Source organism: Suttonella sp. (assembly GCF_056855035.1).
On the sequence record NZ_JBXGGR010000055.1, the window covers coordinates 1 to 11,149 of the forward strand.

Here is an 11,149-nt window from a genome sequence, read left to right on the forward strand (position 1 = left end):
ATTGGAGGTTAAAGCTAGCTTTGGGCGCGTTGCACTTCATACTTGAATCTGCCCATAATAAGCCAAGGCTTTTTGTCTGATTTCTAGTGAATAAGCCATTTGAAGTAGTGATTAGTGAATGGTGATGGAGATATGGGGATGATTGGTATTTTTTCAAGGTTTGTTGGTTATATTATGGACAATGCCAGCTTTCACAAAAGACAGGACACCCAACAGCTTATCGCAGATGCGGGACATCATATTTTATGGCTACCGCCATACAGTCCGGATCTGAACCCAATTGAGAAAATGTGGGCTTGGCTTAAACGTAAACGCAAGGATTGGCGCTTAGATTGCATCGATAAACTATTCTTTTACTTCCTGTGGATTTGTAACTCTTTTTGATTTCTTTGACTACAGCACCTGCGGAATTTTGCGCACTTCGCGGCGGAAATCATCAAAAGTATGTCCTAATTTGGTATGCAGCTTCAGCTCCACAAAGACCAGCAAACCCAAGCCCAAAGCGGCAGGATTCAACCTTGCCTGATAACGCAGAATCACGCCGCTTTGCTCCAAGCGGCACACGCGTTCCGTGACCAGCGACACGGACAACCCGACTTTTTCCGCCAAAGCCGTCATCGACAGACGGGCATTGCCTTGCAGCAATTGCAGAATCTTATGGTCAATTTTATCTAATTGCATATTTTTTTCTGTTTATCAGCCGAATTACCGATGAAAAACCTTTTTTCACGGCAAAAATAAGTGAAAAATATTTTAGCACTTGCTTAGACTATAAGGCTTATTTTAAAGAGGAATGATGAATGAAAGTCGTGATTTTAGGCGCAGGCGTGGTAGGGATTGCCAGCGCATGGTTTTTGCACCGCCAAGGGCATGAAGTGTTAGTCATTGACAAACATGCGGGCGCAGGCTTGGAAACCAGCAAAGCCAACGCCGGACAATTATCTTTCGGCTATACCACGCCTTGGGCGGCGCCGGGGATACCGCTGAAAGCGGCAAAATGGCTGCTGCGCAAACATTCGCCGCTGATGATGCGTCCCGACGGCAGCCGCTTTCAGATGCAATGGCTGTCGCAGATGCTCGCCAATTGCAGCGAAGCGCGTTATAAGGAAAACAAAGCGCGCATGGTGCGGATTTCCGATTACAGCCACGCCATCTTTGCCGAATTTCAGGCGGCGGGCATTGATTACGAAGGACGGCAGAAAGGCACTTTGCAGATTTTCCGCAGTCAAAAAGAAGTCGATGCCGCGGCGAAAGACATGGAGATTTTGGCGCAATACGGCGTGCCGTTTTCCCTACTCAATCCGCAGGAAATATTGTCATTCGAGCCGGCATTAAGCGGCGCCGCCGCCCCGATTGTCGCCGCCCTGCATCTGCCGCAAGACCAAACCGGCGACTGCCATTTATTCACCACGCGCACCGCGGCGCGCCTACAGGCCGAGGGCGTGCAGTTTTATTATGAACATGCGATTGAAGGCTTTAACACGCAGGGCGGCAAAATCGAAGCCGTGATTGCTGGCGGCAAAGCTTTTACCGGCGACGCCTTTCTCTCCGCCTTAGGCGCTTACAGCCGCCCCATGCTGCAAGCCCTGCACTTGGATATTCCCGTTTACCCCGTCAAAGGCTACTCGCTCACCTTGCCGATTATCGATGCCGACCAAGCCCCGCAATCCACCATTATCGACGAAACCTATAAAGTCGCCATCACGCGTTTTAACGAACGCATCCGCGTCGGCGGCATGGCGGAACTCTGTGGCTATGATTTGCAATTGCGGCAGAAGCACCGCGAAACGCTGGAATTGGTCACGCGCGATTTATTCCCGCGGGGCGGCGATATGGCGCGCGGCGAATTTTGGTGCGGACTGCGCCCCAACACGCCTGACAGCACGCCGATTATCGGCAAAACGCCCTATGCCAACCTCTTCCTCAATACCGGACACGGCACGCTGGGCTGGACGATGTCCTTAGGCGCAGGGCGTCTGATTGCCGACATCATCAGCGGCAAGACGCCGGAAATCGAGGCGGAAGACTTGGGATTGTCGCGCTATCGTCCGCATAATCGCTAATATCAGCTCTTCGTCGAAGAAGCGGAACAATCCTAAAGGCGCACTGTTTCAATTCTTCGGCGAGACCCATGATGGAGAATAGCAAAGCGCATACACTGCTTACTTTTTAAGCAGAAATTTTTATTATTGCTATTTCATTCGTCTAGCAAGATTTACACAGCTTTTCCTGCCCTATGCACAGCATTATTGTGTTTATTGCGGGATACTGCTGCCGCCGCCATATGTATGCGGCAAAATATGGCGTAAAAACAGGGCAGGCTTTTGACTGCGCATTTTTTAATCAGCACAGATTTATTGCAAAGGCATAATGGACTTAGCGAGCTATGCACAGCTTTTTCCCTTTCTCAGACACAGGAGTTGTGCATTTGAGGGGCAAAACATGTTTTGCCCGCCTCTGCCTTGCGGTACTAGAAAAAATCTCTTGCAAAAACAGTAGGGATTTTGCTGCGTATTTTTTGAGCACCGCGGATTTATTGTTGCCCTTTGAGTGCTTTAAGCTGCTTTCCCACAGGCTGTTCCGCTTTATGCACACAGGGATTGTGCAAGATCGTGGATAAAAAAATCGCCCCGCATTTGCGAGGCGATTGCAATTAGAAAAATGCCTTTTTGCCGTATTGAGCCAGTATGCCTTGAATGCGTTGCAAGGTTTCTGCGGGCGGTGGCAATACGCCTTGTAATTTGTAGGTATCGCCGAATAATGCCCATTTATGCGCGCCCAGTTCATGATAGGGCAACAGCTCGACTTCCAGCACGTTTTCCATCGGGGCGATGAATTCGCCTAAGAGATGGGCAGTGGCATCGTCATCGGTATAGCCCGGCACAACGACCAAACGCACACGCACGCTTTGCTTGCGCTCGGCTAGGTATTGCGCGAATTTCAGGGTTTTATCCACATGCACGCCGACCAAGGTTTTGTGCCGCTGCGGATCGATTTGCTTTAAATCGAGCATGACGAGGTCGGTATGATCGAGCAAATAGTCCAGTTTTTCATCATAGAAACGCGCATAGCCGTTGGTATCGAGGCAGGTATTCAGCCCTGCGGCGCGGCATTGGGCAAACCATTGTCCGATAAATTCATATTGCAAGAGCGGTTCGCCGCCGGAGGCGGTTACCCCGCCGCCACTGGCTTTGAGGTAGAAGCGATAACTCATGACTTCTTTCATCAATTCCGCAACCGTAACGATTTGACTGGTGTCGCTTTGCAAAGGCCAGCTGTCGCGGTTATGGCAATAAAGGCAGCGCATCAGACAGCCTTGGAAAAAGGCGATGTAACGCAAGCCCGGCCCGTCGACTGCTCCGCAGGTTTCTATGGAATGCAAAATGCCTTCTGTTTGCACGATGTCCTCGCTTTTGAAAAAAAGAAGCTGAGGTTATCCCCAGCTTCTTGCTTAGTGTGATCAGCGATGATTATAAACTTTTTGTGAACGTTCGGGTAATCACGTCTTGTTGCTGCTCACGGGTCAATGAATTGAAACGCACCGCATATCCTGAAACGCGGATGGTCAATTGCGGATATTTATCAGGGTCTTCCATCGCTTCTTCCAGCATTTCGCGGTTCAGCACGTTGACGTTCAAATGTTGTCCGCCTTCGATACCGGCGAAGCTGTCATTTGCCGCTTCATGGTGGAAGTAGCCGTCCATCAAGCCTGCCAAATTGCGGCTACGAGTTTGCTCGTCTTTCCCTAAGGCACTGGGCACGATAGAGAAGGTGTAAGAAATACCGTCTTTCGCATAGGCGAATGGTAATTTCGCTACCGAGGTTAAGGAAGCTACCGCACCTTTCACATCACGACCATGCATCGGGTTCGCGCCCGGTCCGAAAGGCAATCCTGCTTGACGACCGTCAGGGGTAGTACCGGTTTTCTTACCGTAAACCACGTTAGAAGTAATGGTTAAAACGGATTGGGTCGGAATGGCATTGCGATAGGTTTTGAGTTTGCTCAGTTTCGCCATGAAACGCTCAACCAAATCGCAGGCAATTTCGTCCACGCGGTCATCGTTATTGCCGAATTGCGGATAATCGCCTTCGATTTTGAAGTCGATAGCGATATTGTTTTCATCACGAATCGGGGTTACTTTGGCGTATTTAATCGCTGATAATGAATCCGCCGCCACAGACAGGCCGGCAATACCGCAAGCCATGGTACGAATCACATCGCGGTCGTGCAATGCCATCAATGCCGCTTCGTAGCTGTATTTATCATGCATATAGTGAATGATATTCAGCGCGGTCATATATTGCTCTGCCAGCCAATCCATGAAGTGATCCATTTTTTCCATGACCACGTCATAATTCAAGACTTCGTCCAAAATAGGCTCGGTTTTCGGACCGATTTGGGTTTTCAGTTTTTCATCCATACCGCCGTTGATTGTGTACAACAGGGTTTTGGCTAAATTGGCGCGCGCACCGAAGAATTGCATTTGTTTGCCTACGCGCATCGGGCTGACGCAGCAAGCGATGGCATAGTCGTCGTATTCAAAGTCCGGACGCATCAAATCATCGTTTTCATACTGCACGGAAGAAGTGTCGATCGAGACTTTCGCGCAGAAATGTTTGAAGTTTTCAGGCAGAGCTTCCGACCACAGAATCGTCATGTTCGGCTCCGGAGAAGTGCCCATGTTGTACAAGGTTTGCAAGAAGCGGAAGCTGCTCTTGGTTACTAAAGTACGACCGTCCAAGCCCATACCGGCGATAGATTCGGTCGCCCACATCGGGTCGCCTGAGAATAACTGATCGTATTCCGGCGTGCGCAAGAAACGCACCATACGCAGTTTCATCACCAAATGGTCAATCAATTCCTGCGCTTGCGATTCCGTGATTTTGCCGGCTTTCAAATCGCGCTCAATATAAATATCCAAGAAGGTCGATACGCGACCAAAAGACATCGCGGCGCCGTTTTGCGATTTAATCGCCGCCAAATAGGCGAAATACGTCCATTGAACCGCTTCTTGCGCGGTTTCCGCAGGGCGGGAAATATCAAAGCCGTATTTTGCCGCCATTTCTTTCATCTGACCCAAAGCGGTATATTGGTCTTTGATTTCTTCGCGCAGACGAATCACTTCATTCAAATCATTACCGGCTTCCAAATCCTCTTGCAACGAATTGAATTGTGCCACTTTATCCTGCATCAGGCGGTCAATACCGTAGAGCGCGACGCGGCGGTAGTCGCCGATAATGCGTCCGCGACCGTAAGCATCCGGCAGACCGGTTAAAATGCCCGCTTTGCGGCAGCGCAGAATATCCGGCGTATACACATCAAACACACCTTCATTATGCGATTTGCGGTATTTGGTGAAAATCTCGCTGACAATCGGATTGAGCTTGCGGCCGTAAACCTCGCAGCTATTTTCCACCATGCGCAAACCGCCGAAAGGCATAATTGAACGCTTCAAAGGCGCATCTGTTTGCAAGCCGACAATGGTTTCCAAATCTTTTTGAACATAGCCGGCTTCATGCGAAGTGATGGTAGAAACCGTATCGGTATCAATATCATAAGGCGCATGGGTACGGTTTTCGACCTTAATCATTTCCGCCACTTCCGCCCATAAGGTATTGGTGGCTTCTGTCGGACCGGCTAAGAAATCGGCATTGCCCTCATAAGGCGTGTAGTTTTTCTGAATAAAATCACGCACATCAATTTCATTTTGCCAATTACCGGCAACAAAACCCTGCCATGCGATCGGAGATTCTGGAATATCTTTCATAACATACCCTCTGTTTTTAACAAATAAACTAAAAATTTGATGGTTTTTATTTTATCTTTTTTTGCGCGGCTCTGCAAATTGAATCTGTGCAATCTGATGAAAATTCATTAATATACAGATTGATAAAGCAAAAATCATTTTGAAAACGTATTTTTATTGTTTGTCAAAATTACGCCCATATGTTTTTCTATTCTTCAGGCAATCCCTGATTTGCCGCATCGGCATTTGTCTGCACGCATAGAAAATAAAATGCTAAAATTTTAATAAATAATCGGCAAGGAGCGCCCCCATGAACGCTGAGATGTTATTTGTTTTTGCCTTATTCGTATCAACCATTATTATTTTTTTAAGCGATCGTTTCCGCATGGATATGGTGGCATTGGGCGTGGTGGTCGCGCTTGGGGTTTCCGGCATTCTCACGCCGCAGGAAGCCGTCAAAGGTTTCGGCGATAACATCGTCATCATGATTGCCGCCTTATTTGTGGTCGGCGAAGGAATTTTCCGCACGGGCGTGGCAAGCACCATCGGCAATGTGATTGTGAAGCTGGGCGGCAAAAGCGAAGTGCGGCTCTTATTGGTGCTGCTGCCAGTGGTTTCCCTGCTCTCGACCAGCATTTCTTCTACTGGCACGGTCGCCATTTTAATTCCGATTATTCTCAATATGGCGCGCAAAGCCCAGCTGCACCCCGCCCGCCTGCTGATGCCGGTGGCATTGATTACCCTTGTAGCAGGCACAACCACACTCATCGGCACGCCGCCGAATATCATCGTCAGCGAAGAACTCAGCAAGGCGGGACGCGCCGGTTTCGGCTTTTTCGATTTCACCGCCATCGGCTTTATCTTAGTGGCGGTATCTTTAGTGTATGTCTTTACGCTTGGGCGGCTTTTATTGCCCAAACATCCGCTGGACGGCGACAGCGGCACACACAGAAGCCTAGCCGATTTTACCGCCCGCTATGAATTAGACGGACAATTGCACAAACTCTACATTGCCAACGACAGTCCCGTCATCGGGCGCACGATTACCGAACTCAGCCTGCGCAGCGGCTACAACGTTACCCTTTTTGCCATTGCGCGCAAAGGACGCCTTGCCAGCGAATTCGTGCCGGCAATGCTCAACACCCTTATTGAAGCCAACGACGTGTTGTGGCTTTACGGACAAGAAGCCGACATCGCACGCCTGTGCCAAGAACAGCATCTGCGCGCCCAAGACTATATGCCCTCAGAAATGCAGCGCATTCAGCACGGCTTCGGCTATATGGAACTACTGCTGCCGCCCGATTCGGCCTTCATCGGCATGACTCCGGCAGAAGCCGCCTTCCGCCGCCGCTACGGATTAAACAACATCGCCCTGCGCCGCATGGGCAAAGTCCTCGCCACCCAATATAATGAAACGCGACTCGAAGCCGGCGACCAACTCCTCTTTGCTGGCGCATGGTCGCATATCCAAGCCATGAGCAGCAGCCGCGATTTGATTATCCTGCAAACCCCTGCGGAAATGGACGACGTCGCTCCACATGAGAAAAACGCCCCGCTTGCCGTGATCATTCTGCTTGCCATGATTGCCGCCATGGCATTTAATTGGCTGCCCAATGTGATTGCCGCCCTGCTCGCCGCCATGCTGATGATTATGGCGGGCTGCGTCAGCGTCAAAGAAGCCTATCAATCCCTCAATGAAACCAGTCTGGTGCTGATTGCCGGCATGCTGCCGCTCGCCCTTGCCATGCAAAAAACCGGCGGCATGGATTTTGTGGTCAACGGCATGCTGGATTTCTTCGGAGAAATGAGCGGCATAACTTTGATGATACTCATCTTTGTGCTGACCAACATCCTCAGCCTCTTCATCTCCAACACCGCCACCGCCGTATTGGTCGCGCCCATCGGCATCCAAATGGCGCAGCAATTGGGCATTGCCCCTGAGCCGATTATGCTCAGCATGGCAATCGCCGCTTCCACCGCCTTCGCCACCCCGATTGCCAGTCCCGTCACCTCGCTGATTGTTGCTCCCGGGCGTTACCGCTTCAGCGACTTCGGACGCGTAGGGCTGCCTTTGCAATTCTTACTCCTAATCACGACCGTCATCATCGTACCTTTATTTTTTCCCTTTTGATAAGCTTCTTATACAATAAACAACTTCGCTAAAGAGAGGTAACTATGGCAAAATTTTTAAACACCAGCGGCACATCTTATTATTTGGAAGAATTGATAAAAAATGCGCGCGAACGCTTGTTTCTCATCAGTCCTTATCTCAAACTTAATGAACGCATCAAAGAATTTTTAGAAGACAAAGACCGCTTAAAAATCGACGTGCGCATCGTCTATGGCAAAAGCGAACTACAACCCGCCGAAGCCAATTGGTTGAAAAAACTCAATTACGTTCGCACCAGTTACTGCCCTAATCTACATGCCAAATGCTATATCAATGAAGATGCCTGCATTATCACCAGTCTGAATTTATATGAATACAGCCAAATCAATAATAATGAAATGGGCGTATATATCAGCCGCGAAGAAGACCATAGCGTATATCAAGATGCCTATGCCGAAGCTCAACGCATTATTCGCATCAGCGATGAAGTCAAAATCTCACTAGATGTCGTCGATAAAGACCGCCCCGTAGGCGAACCTGCCGCAACAGAGGAAAACAAATCGCCGTATCAGGGACTAAGCGCTGCAAAACTGGCAGATAAATGGCAAATCGGCACTGCAGAATGTAATCAAATGCTTTGCGATATGGGCTTGCAGACACAGGAAGGTAAACACTTTCATTTGACAGAAAAAGGTAAAGAAGCCGGTGCGATTCTCAGAAAAGGACGTTTCGGTTGGTTTATCGTCTGGCCCGAAGATCTAAGCTTACCGTAAGTGCGATTCAAATCCTCAATAAACAGACAAGTGCGTATTTCATCATTATAATGCACGCCCTTTATCAACCATAAAGACCTTAGAATGACCGAAAACCGTCGTCCGCTTAGCTCGCGTGATCACCCGCTCGCGCAAAGAATCGCCGCCGCTTTGGCGCGTCATCGCCGCATCAGCCCCAATCAAATTTCCCTGCTCAGCATGGTCTTTGCCGCCATCGGCGCCGCCTTACTGGCATTTTTTCCCAATCCCTTGACTTTTATCTGTGCCGCTTTGATGGCGCAAATGCGCTTATTATGCAATTTGTTTGACGGCATGGTTGCCGTTGAAGGCGGCTGGAAAACGCCGGTAGGCGAAATGTTCAACGAATTGCCCGACCGCGTCTCCGACAGCCTGTTCTACATCGCCTTAGGCTATGCCGCGCAATTGCCTTGGCTGGGTTATCTCGCCGCATTATTTGCCGTCAGCACTGCCTATATCCGCGTATTCGGCGGCAGTCTCGGCTTGGCGCAAAGTTTCCGCGGCCCTTTTGCCAAACAGCAGCGCATGGCGGTATTTACTCTTGCCTGCCTGTGCGCCGCCCTCTTTGCTATCTGGGATAAAGCCCTTCTGCCCCTGCAAATCGCCGCTTGGCTGATTGCCTTAGGCAGCGCTTTGACTTGCCTGCTGCGCGTCCGCGACATCGCCCTTGCCTTAACACGGAGAGCCGCCCCATGAATTTCATCAAACGCCGCCTTGCTTGGCTGACCGACCAAATATTGTGCCTGTTCATCTTCTTTCTCACCGGTGTGCGCCCGAAAAGCGAAAGGGAAATTCCCTCCATGCCGACCCATGCCACCGTGTATTACGCCAATCATGCCAGCCACGGCGATTTCCTCCTGATTTGGGTCTCGCTGCCGCGCCGTTGGCGCAAACACGTCCGCCCTGTCGCCGGTGCGGATTACTGGCTGAGCAATCCGATTAAACGTTTTGTGATTACCTATGTATTCAACGGTCTTTTGGTCGCACGCGACGGCAATAATCCCCAAGCCAGCACCGAAAAAATGCAAGCCGCCCTGATGCGCCGCCAATCCATCATCATCTTCCCCGAAGGCACGCGCAATACCGATGAAAACTGCACCCTACAGCCCTTCAAATCCGGCATTTACCATCTGGCAAACCAAGTGCCGCAGACCAATTTCGTCCCTATGTGGATAGAAAACATCAACCACGTCCTGCCCAAAGGCAAAGTCCTGCCTGTGCCTTTGCTCTGCCAAGTGCATATCGGCGAACCGCTGACCATCCGCCCTTATGAAGGCAAAGAAGAATTCATCGCGCGCTGCCACGCCGCACTGCTTGCCTTCGCCCCTCAACATAAGGAAAACGCATGATGCTCGCCACCGACTCCCTCCTGCCGCAAGTCTCGCACATCTTTATCGGCTTATTTTTGATTTTGCTCTGCGCCAGCTTTATCGGCATCAGACTTAAAAACCGAAAAGGCAATACCGCCACCATCGTCAATCTCAATGCGCGGATTTACGCTTGGTGGCTGATGAGCATCGTGCTGCTGCTCGCCTTCTTTTTCGGCAAATTCGGCACGATTGTGTTGTTTTATCTCATCTCATTCGCCGCCTTGCGCGAATTCATGACCCTCGTCTATCGCCGACGCGCCGACTATTACAGCATGCTGTGCTGCTTTTATCTCCTGCTGCCCATTCAATATTATTTCGTGTTTTCAGAATGGTACGGCATGTTTTCCATCTTCATTCCGGTCTATGGCTTTCTATTCCTGCCGATTGTCGCCAGTCTCAGCGGCGAAACCTCGCTTTTCCTCGAACGCACCGCCAAAACCCAATGGGCGGCAATCGTCTGTATCTTCTGCATTTCACACGTCCCCGCCCTGCTCTTTCTGCAATTGGAAGGCATCAATCCCAATAGCAACATCATCTTATTGATTTTCCTGATTACGATTGTCCAAGCCAGCGACGTCTTGCAATACATTTGGGGCAAACTGATTGGCGGCGCAAAAATCATGCCCGCCCTTTCGCCCTCCAAAACCATTTCTGGCACCGTCGGCGGTATCGGCTCCGCAGTCATTCTTGCCATGCTACTCTCGCCGCTGACACCCTTCAGCCTTTGGCAGGCCGCGATTATCGGCTGCGCCGTCTGCATCATGGGTTTTCTGGGCGGCTTGGTGATGTCCGCCATCAAACGCGACCACGGCATCAAAGATTGGGGCAATCTTCTGCAAGGACACGGCGGCATGCTCGACCGTGTCGATTCCATCTGCTTTGCCGCGCCGATTTATTTCCATATCCTGCGCTATTTTTGGAAGGGATAACTTACAGATTGAAACCTTTGCAAAACCCCAAAGCATCTAAGTTGCTTTGGGGTTTTCAACAAAAATGGCATTATGTGCCCAAATTTTACCCATTCATCCTGATTAAACAGCCCATTTCAAGCTGCTTACCGCCTTTTCAGGCAGCAATAGGTGCTATTAGCCTTAACTTATTGGCTGCTTTCAACAAATTCAAACACATCAC

The 11,149-nt window shown here is 50.0% G+C and carries 10 protein-coding genes and 1 pseudogene; 8 read left to right on the forward strand and 3 right to left on the reverse strand.

Features of this window, described 5'->3' with window-relative positions:
* Window positions 1-174 precede the first annotated feature (174 nt).
* Entirely contained in the window at window positions 175-384 is a 210-nt protein-coding gene (locus ACJHVI_RS05280) for a transposase (protein ID WP_483183619.1), read from the forward strand.
* Between the two features lie 12 nt (window positions 385-396).
* Here ACJHVI_RS05280 and ACJHVI_RS05285 read toward each other — a convergent pair.
* A pseudogene (locus ACJHVI_RS05285) lies at window positions 397-681 on the reverse strand (Lrp/AsnC family transcriptional regulator); the annotation flags it as partial.
* A 119-nt stretch (window positions 682-800) separates the two neighbouring features.
* Here ACJHVI_RS05285 and ACJHVI_RS05290 point away from each other — a divergent pair.
* Window positions 801-2,063: a D-amino acid dehydrogenase gene (locus ACJHVI_RS05290; RefSeq protein ID WP_483183610.1), complete on the forward strand. Its 1,263-nt coding sequence runs from the start codon at window positions 801-803 to the stop codon at window positions 2,061-2,063.
* 590 nt (window positions 2,064-2,653) lie between these two features.
* On the opposite strand, the gene pflA is transcribed toward ACJHVI_RS05290, so the two are convergent.
* Together pflA and pflB are read right to left on the reverse strand one after the other, a co-directional pair.
* Window positions 2,654-3,403: a pyruvate formate-lyase-activating protein gene (gene pflA, locus ACJHVI_RS05295; protein ID WP_483183620.1), complete on the reverse strand. Its 750-nt coding sequence runs from the start codon at window positions 3,401-3,403 to the stop codon at window positions 2,654-2,656.
* 67 nt (window positions 3,404-3,470) lie between these two features.
* Window positions 3,471-5,768, reverse strand: a complete 2,298-nt coding sequence (gene pflB, locus ACJHVI_RS05300) for a formate C-acetyltransferase (RefSeq protein WP_483183611.1) — start codon at window positions 5,766-5,768, stop codon at window positions 3,471-3,473.
* Window positions 5,769-6,057: 289 nt separating this feature from the next.
* On the opposite strand from pflB, the gene ACJHVI_RS05305 reads away from it, so the two are divergent.
* The 6 genes from ACJHVI_RS05305 to ACJHVI_RS05330 form a co-directional block, all read left to right on the forward strand.
* Complete coding sequence (locus tag ACJHVI_RS05305) at window positions 6,058-7,878, forward strand: SLC13 family permease (RefSeq protein ID WP_483183612.1); 1,821 nt, start codon at window positions 6,058-6,060, stop codon at window positions 7,876-7,878.
* 44 nt (window positions 7,879-7,922) lie between these two features.
* Window positions 7,923-8,630 carry a phospholipase D family protein gene (locus ACJHVI_RS05310; RefSeq protein ID WP_483183613.1) on the forward strand — a complete coding sequence of 236 codons (708 nt, stop codon included), beginning with the start codon at window positions 7,923-7,925 and terminating at the stop codon, window positions 8,628-8,630.
* A gap of 84 nt (window positions 8,631-8,714) precedes the next feature.
* Window positions 8,715-9,344 (forward strand): CDP-alcohol phosphatidyltransferase family protein, encoded by a 630-nt coding sequence (locus ACJHVI_RS05315; protein WP_483183614.1) that lies wholly within the window; start codon window positions 8,715-8,717, stop codon window positions 9,342-9,344.
* Entirely contained in the window at window positions 9,341-9,997 is a 657-nt protein-coding gene (locus ACJHVI_RS05320) for a lysophospholipid acyltransferase family protein (RefSeq protein WP_483183615.1), read from the forward strand. The genes ACJHVI_RS05315 and ACJHVI_RS05320 overlap by 4 nt, the downstream gene beginning before the upstream one ends.
* Window positions 9,994-10,947 carry a phosphatidate cytidylyltransferase gene (locus tag ACJHVI_RS05325; protein ID WP_483183616.1) on the forward strand — a complete coding sequence of 318 codons (954 nt, stop codon included), beginning with the start codon at window positions 9,994-9,996 and terminating at the stop codon, window positions 10,945-10,947. Before ACJHVI_RS05320 ends, ACJHVI_RS05325 begins: the two co-directional genes overlap by 4 nt.
* A gap of 8 nt (window positions 10,948-10,955) precedes the next feature.
* Window positions 10,956-11,149: hypothetical protein (locus tag ACJHVI_RS05330; protein WP_483183618.1), on the forward strand; the 194-nt coding region annotated here is incomplete at its 3' end.

What these genes read in the sequence shown, in the direction of transcription:
- ACJHVI_RS05280 (WP_483183619.1), top strand. Translation starts at nt 175, where the DNA reads ATGGACAATGCCAGCTTTCACAAAAGACAGGACACCCAACAGCTTATC.
- ACJHVI_RS05290 (WP_483183610.1), top strand. Translation starts at nt 801, where the DNA reads ATGAAAGTCGTGATTTTAGGCGCAGGCGTGGTAGGGATTGCCAGCGCA.
- pflB (WP_483183611.1), bottom strand. Translation starts at nt 5,768, where the DNA reads ATGAAAGATATTCCAGAATCTCCGATCGCATGGCAGGGTTTTGTTGCC.
- ACJHVI_RS05305 (WP_483183612.1), top strand. Translation starts at nt 6,058, where the DNA reads ATGAACGCTGAGATGTTATTTGTTTTTGCCTTATTCGTATCAACCATT.
- ACJHVI_RS05310 (WP_483183613.1), top strand. Translation starts at nt 7,923, where the DNA reads ATGGCAAAATTTTTAAACACCAGCGGCACATCTTATTATTTGGAAGAA.
- ACJHVI_RS05315 (WP_483183614.1), top strand. Translation starts at nt 8,715, where the DNA reads ATGACCGAAAACCGTCGTCCGCTTAGCTCGCGTGATCACCCGCTCGCG.
- ACJHVI_RS05320 (WP_483183615.1), top strand. Translation starts at nt 9,341, where the DNA reads ATGAATTTCATCAAACGCCGCCTTGCTTGGCTGACCGACCAAATATTG.
- ACJHVI_RS05325 (WP_483183616.1), top strand. Translation starts at nt 9,994, where the DNA reads ATGATGCTCGCCACCGACTCCCTCCTGCCGCAAGTCTCGCACATCTTT.